17 protein-coding genes are annotated in these 16,844 nt (G+C 70.7%); 9 read left to right on the forward strand and 8 right to left on the reverse strand.

All coding sequences use genetic code 11. The features are described from left to right. Positions 1-12: 12 nt before the first annotated feature. The 4 genes from B2W79_RS04795 to B2W79_RS04810 all read right to left on the reverse strand — a co-directional run bounded on the left by B2W79_RS04795 (position 13) and on the right by B2W79_RS04810 (position 3,021). Positions 13-546 (reverse strand): DUF4352 domain-containing protein, encoded by a 534-nt coding sequence (locus tag B2W79_RS04795; protein ID WP_071327706.1) that lies wholly within the window; start codon positions 544-546, stop codon positions 13-15. A 197-nt stretch (positions 547-743) separates the two neighbouring features. After that, complete coding sequence (locus B2W79_RS04800) at positions 744-1,361, reverse strand: hypothetical protein (RefSeq protein WP_071327707.1); 618 nt, start codon at positions 1,359-1,361, stop codon at positions 744-746. Continuing rightward, on the reverse strand, positions 1,358-2,077 hold the full coding sequence (locus B2W79_RS04805) for a CDP-alcohol phosphatidyltransferase family protein (RefSeq protein WP_071327708.1): 720 nt from the start codon (positions 2,075-2,077) through the stop codon (positions 1,358-1,360). Before B2W79_RS04805 ends, B2W79_RS04800 begins: the two co-directional genes overlap by 4 nt. Continuing rightward, positions 2,068-3,021 (reverse strand): glycosyltransferase family 2 protein, encoded by a 954-nt coding sequence (locus tag B2W79_RS04810; RefSeq protein WP_292787535.1) that lies wholly within the window; start codon positions 3,019-3,021, stop codon positions 2,068-2,070. Before B2W79_RS04810 ends, B2W79_RS04805 begins: the two co-directional genes overlap by 10 nt. Positions 3,022-3,208: 187 nt before the next feature. On the opposite strand from B2W79_RS04810, the gene B2W79_RS04815 reads away from it, so the two are divergent. Further along, the gene (locus B2W79_RS04815) at positions 3,209-5,209 is read left to right on the forward strand and encodes a glycosyltransferase (protein ID WP_292787537.1); all 2,001 of its coding nucleotides are present in this window, start codon (positions 3,209-3,211) and stop codon (positions 5,207-5,209) included. Positions 5,210-5,218: 9 nt separating this feature from the next. Here the strand turns inward: B2W79_RS04815 and B2W79_RS04820 are convergent, their stop codons facing one another. Continuing rightward, a complete protein-coding gene (locus tag B2W79_RS04820; RefSeq protein ID WP_071328063.1) occupies positions 5,219-6,238 on the reverse strand; it encodes a glycosyltransferase family 4 protein in 1,020 nt (339 codons plus the stop codon). A 150-nt stretch (positions 6,239-6,388) separates the two neighbouring features. Between B2W79_RS04820 and rfbA the strand changes: the two genes are divergently transcribed. The 3 genes from rfbA to B2W79_RS04835 are packed head-to-tail and all read left to right on the forward strand — an operon-like array spanning position 6,389 to position 9,671. Next, entirely contained in the window at positions 6,389-7,261 is an 873-nt protein-coding gene (gene rfbA, locus B2W79_RS04825) for a glucose-1-phosphate thymidylyltransferase RfbA (RefSeq protein ID WP_071327709.1), read from the forward strand. Beyond that, positions 7,258-8,256, forward strand: coding sequence for a dTDP-glucose 4,6-dehydratase (gene rfbB, locus B2W79_RS04830; protein WP_060922256.1), 999 nt, complete (start codon positions 7,258-7,260; stop codon positions 8,254-8,256). The genes rfbA and rfbB overlap by 4 nt, the downstream gene beginning before the upstream one ends. Beyond that, entirely contained in the window at positions 8,256-9,671 is a 1,416-nt protein-coding gene (locus B2W79_RS04835; RefSeq protein WP_071327710.1) for a sugar nucleotide-binding protein, read from the forward strand. Before rfbB ends, B2W79_RS04835 begins: the two co-directional genes overlap by 1 nt. On the opposite strand, the gene B2W79_RS04840 is transcribed toward B2W79_RS04835, so the two are convergent. Beyond that, a complete protein-coding gene (locus B2W79_RS04840; protein ID WP_256209349.1) occupies positions 9,668-10,846 on the reverse strand; it encodes a glycosyltransferase in 1,179 nt (392 codons plus the stop codon). The genes B2W79_RS04835 and B2W79_RS04840 overlap by 4 nt on opposite strands. Before the next feature lie 166 nt (positions 10,847-11,012). Here B2W79_RS04840 and B2W79_RS04845 point away from each other — a divergent pair, with 166 nt between their 5' ends. Continuing rightward, positions 11,013-11,468 carry an adenylyltransferase/cytidyltransferase family protein gene (locus tag B2W79_RS04845; protein ID WP_292787542.1) on the forward strand — a complete coding sequence of 152 codons (456 nt, stop codon included), beginning with the start codon at positions 11,013-11,015 and terminating at the stop codon, positions 11,466-11,468. A gap of 7 nt (positions 11,469-11,475) precedes the next feature. Here the strand turns inward: B2W79_RS04845 and B2W79_RS04850 are convergent, their stop codons facing one another. Next, complete coding sequence (locus B2W79_RS04850) at positions 11,476-11,868, reverse strand: SIP domain-containing protein (RefSeq protein ID WP_292787544.1); 393 nt, start codon at positions 11,866-11,868, stop codon at positions 11,476-11,478. Between the two features lie 109 nt (positions 11,869-11,977). On the opposite strand from B2W79_RS04850, the gene B2W79_RS04855 reads away from it, so the two are divergent. From B2W79_RS04855 to B2W79_RS04870, 4 genes are all read left to right on the forward strand, one after another. Beyond that, on the forward strand, positions 11,978-12,478 hold the full coding sequence (locus B2W79_RS04855) for a hypothetical protein (RefSeq protein ID WP_292787546.1): 501 nt from the start codon (positions 11,978-11,980) through the stop codon (positions 12,476-12,478). Then, a complete protein-coding gene (locus B2W79_RS04860; RefSeq protein ID WP_292787548.1) occupies positions 12,475-13,452 on the forward strand; it encodes a cation transporter in 978 nt (325 codons plus the stop codon). The genes B2W79_RS04855 and B2W79_RS04860 overlap by 4 nt, the downstream gene beginning before the upstream one ends. A 288-nt stretch (positions 13,453-13,740) precedes the next feature. Further along, a complete protein-coding gene (locus tag B2W79_RS04865; protein ID WP_071327714.1) occupies positions 13,741-14,004 on the forward strand; it encodes a glutaredoxin family protein in 264 nt (87 codons plus the stop codon). Positions 14,005-14,071: 67 nt separating this feature from the next. Then, the gene (locus B2W79_RS04870; protein WP_071327715.1) at positions 14,072-15,835 is read left to right on the forward strand and encodes an aldehyde dehydrogenase family protein; all 1,764 of its coding nucleotides are present in this window, start codon (positions 14,072-14,074) and stop codon (positions 15,833-15,835) included. 14 nt (positions 15,836-15,849) lie between these two features. Here the strand turns inward: B2W79_RS04870 and pip are convergent, their stop codons facing one another. Then, the gene (pip, locus tag B2W79_RS04875; RefSeq protein WP_292787550.1) at positions 15,850-16,821 is read right to left on the reverse strand and encodes a prolyl aminopeptidase; all 972 of its coding nucleotides are present in this window, start codon (positions 16,819-16,821) and stop codon (positions 15,850-15,852) included. Between the last annotated feature and the right edge of the window lie 23 nt (positions 16,822-16,844).

A 16,844-nucleotide genomic window follows, 5' to 3' on the forward strand; every position in this document is an offset into this window, starting at 1 on the left:
CGCGTCCACAGCTCAGGAGAGCTCGCCCGCGAAGGTCGCCACCGGCTCACCGGCGGCATAGTTCACACTGATCTTCACGGCGCGGCCCTTCGTGGGGTCGAGCATGAAGACGTAGGTTCCCGTGGCGTCGTCGCCGGCGGCCAGTTCCCCGTGGAGCGGCTCGTTCGGACCCGCGGTGGTGGCCACCCCCACGTCGCCGTCGTCGGTGACGAGGCTGACGACGGCGGAGTCGATGCTCTGCGCCCGCTTCGACTCGTTCGCGACCTTCACGGTCACCACCACGGCGGAGCCGGCATACTCGCCCGGCGTCTCGGGCGTGATCTCGGTGGTCGAGATGTCGTCGACGGTCACGACCATGTCGGTGGACAGGGCGATCTCCGCGTCCAGCGCGCCGCTCTCCTCGGTCAGCGCAGGGGCCTCGGTGGGCCCTTGCGCCTCGGGATCGGCCGGCGGCGTCCAGTCGGTCGTGCTCGTGCCCTCGGGCTCCGGCGACGCCGCGGTGTCCGGTGCCGCCGTGCACCCGGCGAAGGCGAGCGCGAGCGCCACGACGGGCGCGATGAACAGCGCACGTCGTGCGCGAGATGAGCCGTCCCCAGAACGGCATGCTGAAACAGTGAACACTGCAGCTCCCCAGAACCCAGATTCCCCAGCCAGAGCCCCCTCGGCTCCGGTTTCCCCCCAGCCGTGCAGAACACGGCGTCGGCTAATGCTAGTGCGGTCCGTGGAAAACCACAACCCTCCGCTCAGGAGGAATGTCGGCGGTGCCCGCCGAGCTGCCCGGCGATCGCATCGACGGCCTGCTCGACCTCGGTGATGGTGTCGGAGTGGCCCCGACTCCCATGCCGATCGGCGATGGACGCCGGGTCCTGGGCGGAGCGCCGGTCGAGGAGACGACGGAGCGCACCGCCGCGACGCGGCGGGCCGCCGAGCGGCACGGCGCGTGTCCGCGCCCGATCGAGGTACGCGAGGTAGTCGGCGACCACGTCGGACCCCCCGGATGGGAAGCCGACCCCGAGGTGCGCCGCCTCGCGCAGCGTGAACATCCGGTCGCGGTGCTCGGGCGCCGCTCGCACCAGCTCCCCCCGGACATCGCGCGAGGCGGTCAGCACGAGGTCCGCCTCGGCGAGCATCTCTGGCGTGACCTCCTGGGCTCGATGCGCCCGCGACTGCGCCTGCCAGCCCTCGTCGGTGTGCCGCGCGGCGACATCGGCGCAGATCGGGTCGCCGTCGTGGGCGCGCACGCCGGCGCTGCGCACCGAGAACGCGGACCCCTCCCCCAGCCCGCGCCGCAGCGCCAGCTCGGCCAAGGGGGAGCGGCAGACGTTGGCCGCGCACACGATGAGGATCGAGCCGCCGGTCATGCCGCGTCACCGAGCCTTCCGATCTCGCGGAACCACTTCACCGCGGCGAGCGCGAGGAACAGGACCGCAGCGGCACAGAGCGCGGTGTAGGCGACGAGGAACACCGGCGTCCAGCCCCAGAGCACGAAGACGAGGCAGACCAGCCCGAAGTCGGTCGGCAGCAGCACGAGCGAGCGCCGGAGGGTGCCTCCGCCGCGCTCGTGCGTGGACGCGACGGCGTGCTTGCCCTTGAGGAGGTCGTTCAGAAGCATGCCCGAGAACGTGGTCGTGGCGACGATGCTGAACACGATGGGGATCAGCAGCAGCGACGGCGTCTCCGGGAGGACCCGGTACAGGCCGATCAGCACCGCCAGATGCAGCGACGCGATCTTGAGCGTGTCGATGAAGTGGTCCAGCCACTCGCCCTGCGGGCTCCCCCCGCCGCGGAGCCGGGCGACCTGACCGTCCGCGGAGTCCCACGCGTAGCCGAGGACGAGGAGGAGCGCGATGAGCAGCCCGAACGGCACGGTGACCGGGGCGAAGGCGATGAGACCGATCGCCGCAAACGAATGGACGGCGCTGATGATCGACACCTGGTTCGGCGTGAGACCGAGCCGGAACGCCACCGCGGCGAGTACGCGTCCGAGCCGGCGGTTCACGTAGACCGAGTAGGCCGGTGCACCACGCGCGTGCCCCTTCTGCGCCCGTGCGAGCTGTCGGTAGGCGTCTACGACCATGTCGTTCCCTTCGAGTCCGTGCCGGAGAGTCGCGAGATCCGCCGGGCCTCGCGCACCCCGCGGACGTAGGCGCGGAGCGGAGCGGCGGAGTGCAGCAGCTGTCGGCGGCCGCCGCGGAGGATCACCTCGCGGGCGGTACGGGGTATCGACCGGCGCCAGCGATGCACGGTCTCGTCGTCGAGGTGCCGGACCGCGTACAGCATCCGGTTGCGGATGTTGTAGAAGTAGTAGCCCTCCGACTTCGCCCTCGCGAGCTGGGGCTCGGCGCGTTGCGTGCCGCCTTCGTCGTGCACGGCCGTCGCGTCCTCGACGAGGAGGAGCGTGCCTCCGGCCGAGACCACGCGGCGGGAGAAGTCGACGTCCTCCCAGTAGAGGAAGTACTCGTCGTCGAAGCCTCCCGAGAGCGCCCACACCTCGCGGGTGATCCACAGGCAGGCGCCGCTCAGCCACGCCTCATACGGGCGCACGTCGTCCGCCCGGCGTTTGCGGCGCGCGCGCATCGTGCCGTCCTCGAGCAGGAGGTCGATGCCGGCGAACCACGTGCGTCCGTCGGAGTCGGTGATCACCGGCGAGGCGAGGGTCGTGCGCGAGGCCGCGGTGACCGCGGCCAGGCGCGCGAGCGATGCACGGTCGATATGGGCGTCCGGGTTGATCACGAGGACGTCGGTCGCACCGTCGGCGAGCGCTCGGGCGACCCCGATGTTGACGCCGCCGCCGAATCCGCTGTTCGTCTCGGGGGTGAGGAGGGTCCATCCATGCGCCTGTGCGACGGCGACGGCGGCCTCGCGCTCCGCGGTACCCGCCCAGTTGTCGACGACGACGATCAGCGTCTCCTCGTCGACGGCTCGGGCCTCGCGCTCCACGAGCACCAGATTGCGCTCGAGCAGCCGCGCCGAGGCGTAGTTCACGACGACGACGGCCAGCCGTCCGTGCACGATTGACACGCGATCCTCCCCCCGGATCCGCCCTCACGGTCCGCTCGGGTCGCCGGTCGAATTCCCCAGAGTCGCGACCGGCGTCGACTCCCAGGACACCGACTATACGCCAGAGGCGGCTCGGCGCACCCGCCGTTCACGGTACGATGAGCCGGCGCGGGGACACAGGCGCACGACTGCCATGGGGATGAGGCGGATGACGAGGGGACCGGGGACGGGCGACGCGATCGCCGTGACGATCGGCGTGCCCACCTACCGACGGCCGGAGCTGCTGGCGGCGCTGCTGCGTGCACTCCCCGACCGGATCGCGGAGTGCACGCATCTCGGCGTGGACGTGGACGTGGAGGTGCTGGTCGTCGACAACGACGCCGCCGGCTCCGCGCGCGAGGTGGCCGCGAGCGCCGCCCTGCCCGTCCGCTACGTCGTCGAGCCGACGCCGGGCATCGTCGCGGCCCGGAACCGGCTGCTCGACGAGTGCGCCGACCGCGATCTGCTGGCTTTCATCGATGACGACGAGGTTCCGCGCCCCGGCTGGCTCGCGGAGCTGATCGCGACGTGGCGCGCCTTCGACGCCGACGCCGTCATGGGCCGCGTCATCTCCGTGTTCGACGACGACGTCGATCCGTGGCTGCTCGCCTCGGGAACGTTCCGCCGTCCACCGCGTCCGACCGGCACCGTGCTCCCGGTCGCCGCCGCGGGGAACCTCCTTCTCGATCTCCGCGCGGTGCGTCGCTTCGGAGTGCGATTCGACCCGTCTCTCGGGCTCGGCGGCGGCGAGGACACGCTCTTCACCCGCGAACTCGTCGATCGCGGCGGCCGCATCGTCTGGTGCAACGAGTCCGAGACGGAAGACCTCGTCGTCGCCGCCCGACTCACCCGAGCGTGGGCGGCCCAGCGGGCGTTCAGCTCGGCGAACGCCGGCACCCGCATCGCGGTGAAGCTCACGCACGGGAGGATGCGCCGCGGGGTGCTCCGCGTGCGCGCCGTCCTCGGCGGCATCGCCCGGATCGTCGTCGGTGCGGCGCGCCGGGCCCTCGGCGCCGTCACCTCGAACATCACCCATCACGCCCGCGGCACCCGCCTGATCCATCGCGGTCGCGGCACCATCGCGGCCGCCTTCGGCCGCCGCTACGACGAGTACCGTCGCCCTTCGGAGGACAACACGATGACCGAATCCGCGTCGAGCATCCGCGTGATGCAGTCCCTGGGCGCGCCGCGCCCCACGACGAATCCGTACAACAAGATGCTCGACGAGGCTCTGGGGACGACGGAAGGCCTGGAACACCTCCGGTTTTCCTGGAAGACCGCGCTCTTCGGCCGTTACGACGCCTTCCACTGGCACTGGCCGGAGGCGAAGCTCCACGGATCCACCTGGTGGAAGTCCGCGGGGAAGTTCGCGCTCACGACCGCGCTCGCCTTCCGGCACCGGTTGTCGCGGCGGATCGCCGTGGTGCGCACGGTGCACAACCTGGAGCTCCCCGACGACAACGCACCGCGGCTCTGGCTGCTGCGGTTCATCGATCGCCACACCGACTACCGGATCGTCATCAACGAGACCACACCCCTGCCGGCCGGGACCCCGCACAGTCTCATCCTGCACGGGCACTACCGCGACTGGTACGCGGTCTACCCGTCCGCGGAGCGCGTGCACGGACGGCTGGGGTCGTTCGGCGGGATCCGGAGGTACAAGGGCCTCGACGGGTTCATCGACGCCTACGGCGAGGCCGTCGCGATCGAGCCGGCGCTGAGCCTGCGCATCGGCGGGCGTCCGTCCACTCCGGAACTCGCCGACGACCTCCGCGCACGCACCGCCGCGCTCCCCGGAGTCGACCTCCACCTCGACTTCCTCAGTGACGCAGAGCTCGTGGAGCTCGCGACGTCGTCCGAGCTGATCGTGCTCGCGTACCGCTTCATGCACAACTCGGGCAGCGTCCTGGCCGCCCTGTCGATGGGCCGCCCGGTGCTGGTGCCGCGGAACCAGGCGAACGAGGCCCTCGCCCGCGAGGTGGGCACCGAGTGGGTGCACATGTACGACGGGGACGACCTCGACGCCGAGACGCTCGTCTCGTCCTGGCGGGCGGCGTCCGCCCTCGCGGGGACCCCCGACCTCTCCCGTCGCGAGTGGGCGGATGCGGGTCGCGCGCACCGCGACGCCTTCCGAGCCGCCGTGCGCGTCAAGCGCCGGGGACGGGACTGATCCGCCCCCTCAGCCGTCAGCTATGAGACCGCGGACGAGCGCGTCGACCATCGTCCTCGTCGTGAACCGCCGCTCGACCTCGATCCGCCCCTGCCGCCCGAGCGCGGCCGCGCGGTCGGGATCGTCGAGCATCCCGATCAGCGCTTCCGCCAGAGCCTCCGGGTCCCGCGGTGGGACGAGGTCACCGGTGCGGGTGCTGACGTAGTCACGCATGCCCGGGGTGTCCGAGACGACGACGGGGCGGGCGGTGGACAGTGCCTCGAGGGCGACCGTCATCCCGGATGCGTGCAGGTTCGGGCGGGTCGCGGTCACCACGACACTCGCTGTCGCATAGAGATCGCGGAGCTCGGTGTGCGGCAGTCGGCGCACGAGCCGGACGCCCTCCGGAGGCGGCAACGCGGAGGGCGACTGCACGACGACGTCGACGCCCGGGCGTGCGGCGAGGACCAGGGCGAGCGCGGCGTACAGCGTCGCGGGATCCCGGTCCCTGTCGTTGCCCGCGCTGACGATCCGGGGTCGGGCAGCGGGCGGCTGCGCGCCGAAGAACTCGTGGTCGATCCCGAACGGCACGACGAAGATGCGGGGCCCGCCGGTCCCGAGGAGCCGCTGCAGGGGCACGACCTGTGCCTCGCTCAGCACCCAGAGCGCCGTGGCCGCCCGCAGCATCGTCACCAAGCGACCGGGCGCGGCACCGGCCGCCGCCATGTCGGTGAGCCAGATGACCCCCGCGGCGTATCGCGTCCGCGGCCGCAGGATCTGGAGGCGGTAGGCGGTGTTCTCGTCCCAGGCGATGGCGAGCCCCGCGCGGGGTCGGGGGCCGAGGCCGGCACGTGCGCGGAGCCGTGCGATCCGACCGGGATCGGGCAGCTCGTCCACCTCCACCACGGCATGGTCGCGGAGAGCGTCCAGCCCGTACGGCCACACGCTCGGAACCTCTCCCCTGGCGTGTGCGCGCGCCCAGACGGAGGCCGACTGCTCGGCACGATGCGCCCAGGTGACGGACAGCGCCGGGCTGTCCTGGGATCCCACGAGGCCCACTATGGCCCTCGGTCCGGGGGGTGTAAAGGGCGACTTCTCCGCTAGAGTCGAGCGTACGACTGTGGGGGTCGTCGGACGGCAGGGGATGGCCGTCCTCTCAGTGACGCCGCCACGAGCATCGATGTTTCACAAGGGGGATACATGAAGGGCATCATTCTGGCGGGCGGCTCGGGGACGCGGCTGCACCCCATCACGCTGGGGGTCTCGAAGCAGCTGATCCCGGTCTACGACAAGCCGATGGTGTACTACCCGCTGTCGACGCTGATGCTCGCCGGGATCCGCGAGATCCTGGTCATCACGACGCCGCACGACGCCGCGCACTTCGAGCGTCTGCTCGGAGACGGCTCGCAGTTCGGCGTCTCCCTCTCGTTCGCTCAGCAGGAATCGCCGGACGGTCTCGCACAGGCCTTCACGATCGGCGCGGACTTCATCGGGGACGACAGTGTCGCCCTGGTCCTCGGGGACAACCTGCTCTATGGGCCGGGCCTGGGCACGCAGCTCAAGCGCTTCGCCGACATCGACGGCGGCGCGGTCTTCGCCTACTGGGTGGCGGAGCCGGAGGCCTATGGGGTCGTGGCGTTCGACGCCGGTGGCCAAGCCATCTCCCTGGAGGAGAAGCCCGCCGCGCCGCAGAGCAACTACGCCGTACCCGGCCTGTACTTCTACGACAACGATGTCATCGAGATCGCCCGCAACCTGGCGCCGAGTGCCCGTGGGGAGTACGAGATCACGGACGTGAACCGGGCCTACCTCGAGCGCGGCAAGCTCCAGGTCGAGGTCCTTCCGCGCGGGACCGCGTGGCTGGACACCGGGACATTCGACCAGATGACCGACGCCGCCGACTATGTGCGCACGATGGAGCGCCGCACGGGAATGAAGATCGGTGTGCCGGAGGAGGTCGCCTGGCGTCAGGGCTTCCTCGACGACGAGGCCCTGCGCACGCGCGCGGAAGCCCTCGTCAAGTCGGGCTACGGAACCTACCTGCTCGGACTGCTCGAAAGGGGCGCTCGATGACCCGCCTGCTCGTGACCGGCGGTGCCGGCTTCATCGGATCGAACTTCGTCCACCACGTCGTCGCGCACACGGACGCGCAGGTGACGGTGCTGGACAAGCTCACCTATGCCGGCAACCGCGCCTCGCTCGCGGGCCTGCCCGCCGACCGGGTCGAGCTCGTGGAGGGGGACATCGCCGACGCCGCGCTCGTCGACAGCCTGTTCGCCCGGACCGACGCCGTCGTCCACTACGCCGCCGAGTCCCACAACGACAACTCGCTGCACGACCCGCGTCCGTTCCTCGACACGAACATCATCGGTACCTACACACTGCTCGAGGCCGCCCGTCGGCACGATCGCCGGTTCCACCACATCTCCACCGACGAGGTCTACGGAGATCTGGAGCTGGACGACCCGGCACGATTCACGGAGCAGACGCCGTACAACCCCTCGTCGCCGTACTCGTCCACGAAGGCCGGCAGCGACCTGCTCGTTCGCGCCTGGGTGCGCTCGTTCGGTGTGCAGGCGACGATCTCGAACTGCTCGAACAACTACGGCCCGTACCAGCACGTGGAGAAGTTCATCCCGCGCCAGATCACGAACGTGCTGCGCGGGATCCGGCCCAAGCTGTACGGCGCCGGACAGAACGTGCGCGACTGGATCCACGCCGACGACCACTCCTCGGCCGTCCTCACGATCCTGGAGAAGGGCGAGATCGGCCAGACGTACCTGATCGGCGCCGACGGCGAGAAGGACAACAAGTCCGTCGTCGAGCTGATCCTCACGCAGATGGGGCAGCCGGCCGACGCCTACGACCATGTCACCGACCGCGCCGGTCACGACCTGCGCTACGCGATCGACTCCACGAAGCTGCGCACCGAGCTCGGTTGGGCACCGCGGTTCTCCGACTTCGAATCGGGCCTGGCCTCGACCATCGAGTGGTACCGCGAGAACGAGGACTGGTGGGCGCCGGCCAAGGACGCTACGGAGTCGTTCTACGCCGCCAGGGGGCAGTGATGACCGCGTTCGGCAAGGCGCTCACGATCACGGAGACGCCGATCCCCGGCCTGCTCCTCGTCGACCTCCCCGTGCACGGCGATACCCGCGGCTGGTTCAAGGAGAACTGGCAGCGCGAGAAGATGGTCGCCGCCGGTCTTCCGGACTTCGGCCCCGTGCAGAACAACATCTCGTTCAACGACGCCGTCGGCACGACCCGCGGCATCCACGCGGAACCCTGGGACAAATGGGTCTCCGTCGCCACCGGCCGCATCTTCGGCGCCTGGGTCGACCTTCGTGAAGGAGAGAGCTTCGGCCGCGTCTTCACGGCGGAGATCGATCCGTCGCGCGCGATCCTCGTCCCGCGCGGCGTCGGCAACTCGTACCAGACGCTCGAAGCGGACACCGCCTACACGTACCTGGTGAACGACCATTGGTCCCCCGACGCGGCCTACTCGTTCCTGAACCTCGCCGACGAGACGGCGGCGATCGCGTGGCCGATCCCCCTCGACCAGGTCGAGATCTCCCCGAAGGATCGGGCGCATCCTCGACTGGCCGAGGTGACCCCGATCGGCCCGCGGAAGATCCTCGTCGTCGGGGCATCCGGTCAGCTCGGCCTGGCGCTGCGCAGGGCCTTCGGCGACGCGGAGCACGTCGAGTACACGACCCGCGAGACGCTGGATCTCCGCGACCCTGGGCTGACCCGCGCACGGCGCTGGCGCGACTACGGAGCGATCATCAACGCGGCCGCGTACACGGCCGTCGACCGTGCCGAGACGGCGGAGGGCCGGGCAGAAGCCTGGGCGGCGAACGTCACCGGGGTGTCCGCGCTCGCCCGGGTCGCGACCGAGAACGGCCTCACGCTCGTGCACGTGTCCAGCGACTACGTGTTCGACGGCACGAAAGACGAGCCGTACACCGAGACGGACGGGGTCCGCCCGCTGGGTGTGTACGGCCAGACGAAGGCCGCCGGAGACGCGATCGTCGCGACCGTGCCCCGCCACTACATCCTGCGCACCTCCTGGGTGATCGGCGACGGTCACAACTTCGTGCGCACGATGGCCTCGCTGGCCGGGCGGGGCGTCGCCCCGCGTGTGGTGGGCGACCAGGTCGGACGACTCACGTTCACGGCAGACCTCGCGGAGGCCATCCGGCATCTGCTCGACGCCTCGGCGCCGTTCGGGCTCTACAACGTGACCGGGGGCGGCGAACCGCACTCCTGGGCCGACATCGCGCGCGCGGTCTACCGGCTGACCGGGCACGACCCCGCCGCGGTCACCTCGGTGACGACGGAGGAGTACTTCGCCGACCAGGCCGGACCGATCGCGCCGCGTCCGCGCAACAGCGTCCTGGACCTCGCCCGGATCACGGCCACCGGCTGGACGCCGCGGGACGCGGATGCCGCCCTCGCCGACTACCTGTCCGCGGACGCCTAGAGCTCGCCCGGCTTCATCGCCTCCGCGTCAATGGCGCGGATGATGCGCAGGGTCGCGGTGTCCGGCTCCGGCTCGCCCGCGGCCCGCCGCTCCTCCCGACGCCGACGGGGCGCGTACACGACGAGCGAGTGGAACAGGAACCGGGCGAAGAACGCCACGACGAGAGACAGGGCCGTCGCGAGCACGCTGGAGATGTGCCACGTCTCGACCATGAGCGCCATCACCGGGATGCGCAGCGCCGCCTCGACGTTGTTGAACGTGAACGAGGCCGCGAAGCGCACGGCGGCGCTGCGAGCATCGGTGCGCATGTCGGCGAAGACGAAACGCTCCTGCAGCAGGAAGTTGCCGATGATCGTGACCTCGGCGCCGATGATCGCCGCCCACACGTAGGGCACGCCCGCGGCGGTCAGCGCCCACATGATCGCGAGGTTCGCGATGGCCCCGAGGACGCCGATCGCCGCGAAGAGGGACATCTTGCCGAAGCGCAGCCGGGCCAGGTGCGCGATGAACGTGGCCCCCTGCCGGAGGCTCGCCTTCGAGGTGCCGTGCCGACGCTCGGCGAACTCCATCGGGACCTCCGCGATCCGCAGATCGGTCCGGGCGAGGATCTCCAGGAGGATCTTGAACCCCTGCGGCCGCAGGGTGGCCAGGTCGAGCCGGCGCCGGTCGACGAGGAAGAAACCGGTCATCGGATCGGTGCTGCGGGCGAGCCGTCGGGGGAACATCGCGCGGGTCAGCCAGGTGGCCGCGCGGGACACCCCGAACCGCACGGCCGTGCCGAGGCCGCTGGTGTCGCCGCCGCCGATGTAGCGGGAGGCCGCGACCACGTCCGCGTCCCCCGCCGCATAGCGGTCGAGCAGAGCCGGCAGGAGCTCGGGCGGATGCTGGAGGTCGCCGTCCATCACGATGCAGACATCGGCGTCCGCGGCTCCCAGGCCGACCACGACCGCCCCGCCGAGGCCACCGACGTTGTCCGCGCGGTGGATCACCCGCACCGGGATCGGGGCATCGACCGCGACGCGCTCCACCTCGGCCGTGGTGTCGTCGGTGCTGTCGTCGACGAAGAGGATCTCGGCGTCCCGCCCCGCCAACGCCGCAGCTGTCCGCTCCACGAGTTCGGCGACGTTGTCGCGCTCGTTGTACGTCGGCACGATGACCGTGACCCCTGCCCCCAACGTGGTCCCCTTCGTTCCGCAGCCCCATCGGCTCCGGCATCCATCGTTCCATGGGTTCCTATGGGCCGCAGGACATGTTCCTGCTAGAGTGTCGTCTGCGGCTGTGGGAGTCGCGCCGAACGGGTGGGGATCCGTTCGACTGGGGAATGATCGATCTGGGGAGATCATGGGGACGCGTATCGGCTATGCCGTCGGAGCTTTCGACCTGTTTCACGTCGGGCACCTCAATCTGCTGAGGCACGCCAAACAACACTGCGACATCCTGATCGCCGGTGTCGTGAGCGACGAGATGCTGCGTCAGGTCAAGGGGATCGAGCCGGTCATCCCGACCGCCGAGCGTGCCGAGATCGTCCGGCACATCTCCTTCGTCGACGACGTCTACGTCGAGACGACGCCGTCGAAGATGGACTCCTGGCGCGACGTGCGCTTCACGCACTTCTTCAAGGGCGACGACTGGCGCGGCACCGAGAAGGGCCTGCGGCTGGAGAGCGAGTTCGCGGAGGTGGGTGTCGAGGTCGTCTACTTCCCGTACACCGCGCACACGTCGAGCTCGGCGCTCCGCCGCGCGCTCGACGCGATCACCGCGGGCGCCACGGCATCCGCGATCGGCGCGACCCGCTGAGACGGGCTCAGCTCGCGACGCCGAGGAGGCTGCGCGCCATCCGCGCCACGTGGGGCGGCGTGTGCGGGCCGAGCCACACCGTCCAGTGCTCCGGGGGCTCGCTGCACGTCCACTCCAGGCACCACGCGTAGACGGCGTTCGCGAGTCGCTCGCCACGCGCGTGGGCGCGCGCCCCCTCGGCCCGCACGAGCCAGCGGACCGACACCCCCGCGGGGACATCGATGTGCCGGAACGGGATCCGGGCCGCCGCCTCGATGAGGATGACGCCGTGCGCATCCCACGGGAGCCGCGACGCGACGCGCGCGATGGCTCCGACATCGGCCGCATCGCCGGCGATCAGCACCGCTCCTTCCATCGCTTCCCAGTCCGGATCCTCCAGGTGCTCGCACGCGCTGCTCATGTCTCCACTATAGGTAAGGCTACCCTTACCTATAAGGGTGACTAGCCTTCCCCGGCGGCGCTCGTCAACGCCGTTGCCCGGTGACGACGCCGCGGGCCACCCTTGCGCCGTGAGCAGCAACAGGATTCGACGGATCTCCGCCGGACGACGCCTGATCGGCGCCCTGGCCGGCCTCGTCGTGGCCACAGCCCTCGGCGGATGCGGGATGACGGTCCCCGCGGACCCGAATGGCACCCTGGACCGGGTCACGGGTGGGGAGCTGCGGGTCGGCACCTCGCCCGAGCCCGGCCTCGTCGAGATCGACGGCGGCGAGCCGCGCGGGCCGGTCGTGGATCTCGTCGACGCCTTCGCCGCGAGCATCGACGCGGATGTCACGTGGACGGTCGCGACCGAGGAGAGCCTGGTGGGCATGCTGGAGGCGAGCGACCTCGACCTCGCGGCCGGCGGACTGACGTCGGACACCCCGTGGATCGACAAGGTGGGCGTGACCCGTGGCTATCCCGGCATCGAGGGCGCGGGCGATCGGGAGCTCGTCATGCTCGTGCCCCTCGGCGAGAACGCCTTCCTCTCGACCCTCGAGACCTCTCTCGACGAGGAGGTCGATCGATGACCGGGACGAAGCAGTTCGGGCGCACCGAGCTCCCCGAGGAACAGCAGCAGGCCACGCGCAAGGCCGTGCGCTGGGAGATCATCACGATCGTCTACACCTCGATCACGATCACCGTGATCGCTCTGGTCGTGGGCGAGTCCCAGGCCATGCGCACGGCGTGGATCGAGGACATGCTGTCGCTCATCCCGCAGTTCGCATTCCTCTTCGCGCTCCTGTTCGTGCGGCGGCGCCCCACCCGGAAGCACCCCTACGGCCTCCACCGCGCGATGGGCGTCGGCCACCTCGTCGCCGGTGTCGCGCTCCTCGCGGTCGGCCTGAACCTCGCTGTCGAGGCCGTCGCCGGCCTCATCCGCGGGGAGCATCCGACCATCGGCACGGTGCAGGTGTTCGGCCAGACGATCTGGCTCGGCTGGCTGATGGTAGCCGTCATGGCCGTCGTGATCGTCGGGCCGGTGTTCTTCTACGGTCCGGCCAAGGCCAAGCTCGCCCCCGTCCTGCACAACAAGCTGCTCTACGCCGACGCCGACATGGCGAAGGCGGACTGGCAGACGACGGTCGCCTCCATCGTCGGCGTGCTGGGCGTGGGCGCCGGCGTCTGGTGGCTCGACGGTGCCGCGGCGCTCTTCATCTCGCTCGGCATCGTCGGGGACGGCTTCCGCAACACGAAGACCGCGATCGTCGACCTCATGGACCAGCGGGCCCGAACCTTCGACAGCGCGGAGCCGCATCCGCTGGCCCGCGATGTCGTCTCTTACCTGCGCAGCCGCCCCTGGGTGGATCAGGCTGCCGTGCGCATGCGGGATCAGGGCCAGGTGTTCCACATCGAGGCGTTCGTCGTGCCGCATCACCGTGGCGTCCGCACGGCCGATCTGACCGCCGCGTCCGAGGGGATCGCCGACCTGGACTGGAAGGTGCAGGACGTGGTGATCGTCCCGGTCGAGAAGCTGCCGGACGAAGCGGACCCCGGTCGATGAGCAGCTCCGACGAGGCACTGTTCCCCGGCTTCACGACCACGCGGATCCGGACTGCGGAGGCGGACATCCTCGTGCGCCACGGCGGCTCGGGGCCGCCCGAGACATCCGCACCGTCGCCGAGCGACTCGGCCATGAGCGCTTCCGCCTGGGTGGCACTGGTTCTTCTTCGCCCAGCCGGACGTCCCGGAGCGCGTCATCGGCGCGGACCCGGAGGCGCCGGAGGCCCTCGCCGCTGCTCTCACAGGTTTCTTCGGAGCCACCCGCCCCTCGCGGACGTAGGCTGGACGCATGACCAACCCCGCCTCCGACACCATCACGATGTTCGGCGCCGACTGGTGCCGCGACTGCATCCGCACGAAGAAGCAGCTCGACGAGCTCGGCGTCGCGTACACCTACGTCGACCTGGTCGCCGACCCCGATGCCGCGGACATCGCGAAGGACATCTCCGGCCGCACGAACATCCCCGTGGTCGTCTACCCCGACGCCTCGCACCACGTCGAGCCGTCGAACGCCGACGTGGAGTCGAAGCTGCGCGAGCTCTCGCTCATCTGATCGTCCTCGCACTCGGCGGATCTCCGCGCGGACGCCTAAGCTGAAAGCCCGTTCGAAGGAGACGCCGATGACTTCTGCGCCCACGACAGCGCCTGCCACCCCCGCCCTCGGCGAGGGCGAGGCGGAACGTCTCGACGCCGCCGTCGCCGACCTGCAGACGGGGACGGCGGTGTGGACCGCGCTCACCGTGGCGCAGCGCGCGACATTGCTCCGGCAGGTGCGCACGAGCGTCGCCGCAACAGCCGAGGACTGGGCGACGATCGCCGCCGCCTCCAAGGGCCTGGACGCGCGGCATCCGCTCCGCGGCGAGGAGTGGCTGAGCGGTCCGTACAGCGTCCTCGGAGCACTGGACGCCTCGATCGCCACGCTCACCCGGATCGCGAACGGTGCGAATCCGCTCGACGGCATCCGGGTCGACCGCGCACCCGGCGGCCGCGCGCGCGTGCATGCCTTCCCCCTCACCGGCCTCGACCGGTTCCTGCTGTCCGGCTTCACCGGCGAGGTCTGGCTCGAACCGGGGACCACTCCGAACACCGCCCGCGCGAAGGCCGGTCTGGCGCAGCGCACGCCGACGGTGTCCGGAGGCGTCGGACTCGTGCTCGGCGCCGGGAACGTGACCTCCATCCCCGTGCTGGACGTGCTGTACGAACTCCTCGCCCACAACCGCACCGCCCTGCTGAAGGTGAACCCCACGCAGGATGCCCTGGTCCCCGTCTACAAGCGCGCGCTCGCCCCGCTCATCGAGCCGGGACTGCTGCGGATCGTGCGCGGGGGCCCCGCCGCCGGCGCCTACCTCACCCAGCACCCCGGCATCGCCCACGTGCACATCACCGGCTCGGCGGCGACCTTCGACACCATCGTCTGGGGACCGTCGACCGGCGAGGGGGCAGCCGCGACGAAGCGTCGCCGTCGCGAGAACCGCCCGCTGCTGAAGAAGCCCATCACGGCGGAGCTCGGCGGGGTCTCCCCCATCATCGTCGTGCCGGGGAAGTGGACGGCCGCCGACCTCACGTATCAGGCCGAGCACATCGCGACCATGCGCCTGCAGAACAGCGGTCACAACTGCATCGCGGGGCAGGTCGTCATCCTCTCCGCCGACTGGGACCAGGCCGACGACTTCCGCGCCGCGCTGCGCCGCGCCTACGCCACCGCTCCGGAGCGCCCCATCTGGTACCCCGGTGCCCCCTCCCGCATGCAGACCGCTGCGGACGACTACCCGGACGCCCTCGTGCTCGGCGACCGGCTCCTCGTCGAGATCGGTGCCGACGACGACCCCTCAGCCCTGGAGAACACGGAGTACTTCGCCCCGGTCCTCGGCGTGGTGACCCTGCCAGGGACGGGCCAGGAGTTCCTCGATGCCGCGGTCGCCCACGCGAACGAGAAGCTGCAGGGCACGCTCGGCGCGAACCTGCTCATCGACCCGGCGACCGAGAAGGCGCTCGGCAGCGGGTTCGAGCGCGCACTCACCGCCCTGCACTACGGCTCGATCGCGATCAACGGCTGGACCGCCTTCGGATTCATCACACCGACGCTCACCTGGGGCGCGTTCCCCGGGGGCACGATCGACGACGTCGGCAGCGGCATCGGCATCGTCCACAACGCCCTGCTCCTGGACCAGGTGGAGCGCTCCGTGCTGCGTGGCCCCTTCCGGCCGTTCCCGCGCTCGCTTCCCGTCGCGAACGGCGGAGGGCGGATGACCATCCTCCCGAAACCGCCGTGGTTCGCCTCCTCCCGCACCGGTGCCGCCGTGAGCGAGGGTCTCACCCGGCATCGTGCGGACGGCGGCGCCCTCGGCCTCGTGAAGACCCTGATGCGCGCGCTCCGCGCCTGAGGGGGGGGAACGCGTCAGTCCTCGGGGCGGAACCGATCGGTCGCGGCGCGGAGAGCCGCGCGGATACCGGGTTCGGCGGCGGAATGCCCCGCGTCGTCGACCACCTGGAAGTCGGCTTCCGGCCAGGCACGGTGCAGGTCCCACGCCGTCATCATCGGGGTGACCACGTCGTGGCGGCCCTGCACGATCACGGCCGGGATGTGCCGGATGGCGTCGATCCCCGCGAGCAACTGCCCTTCGGCCCACCAGCCGCGGTGCACGAAGAAGTGGTTCTCGATGCGTGCGAAAGCGACGGCCCGGCGGGGATCGGCCATCGCCGCGATCTGCTCCGGGTCGGGGCGCAGCGTGATGGTCGCCGCCTCCCACGCCGCCCACGCGAGGGCCGCCGGTTCATGGACCGCCGGGTCCGGGTCGAACAGCCGCCGGTGGTACGCCTCAATCATCCGGGAGCGCTCCAGGACCGGGATCGGCGCGATGAAGTCCTCCCACAGGTCCGGGAAGAGCGCCGCCGCCCCGCCCTCGTAGAACCACTCGAGCTCGGCGCGACGGAGCGTGAAGATCCCGCGCAGGATCAGCTCGGAGACCACGTCGGGGTGGGCCTGGGCGTAGGCGAGCGCGAGGGCGCTGCCCCAGGACCCGCCGAACACCTGCCACGTCTCGATGCCGAGATTCTTGCGCAGCAGCTCGAGGTCGGCGATGAGGTGCGCGGTGGTGATGTGCCGGAGATCGGCCTCCGGCTCCGCGGCGGACGGCGTGCTCCGACCGCATCCGCGCTGATCGAGAAGGATGATCCGGTAGGCATCGGGGTCGAAGAACTGCCGCTGCCACGGCGAGGTGCCGCTGCCGGGGCCGCCATGGAGGAACACGACGGGCTTGCCGTCGGGGTTGCCGCTGATCTCCCAGGCCACGCGGTGCCCGTCGCCGACGAGCAGCACTCCGGTCTCGTGCGGCTCGATGGGCGGATACAGCCCCTCGGTGTTCGTCATGTTCGGTCCCCCAACCGGTCGTG

It is taken from the genome of Microbacterium sp. UBA7513 (assembly GCF_002478345.1).
Taxonomy (GTDB): domain Bacteria; phylum Actinomycetota; class Actinomycetes; order Actinomycetales; family Microbacteriaceae; genus Microbacterium.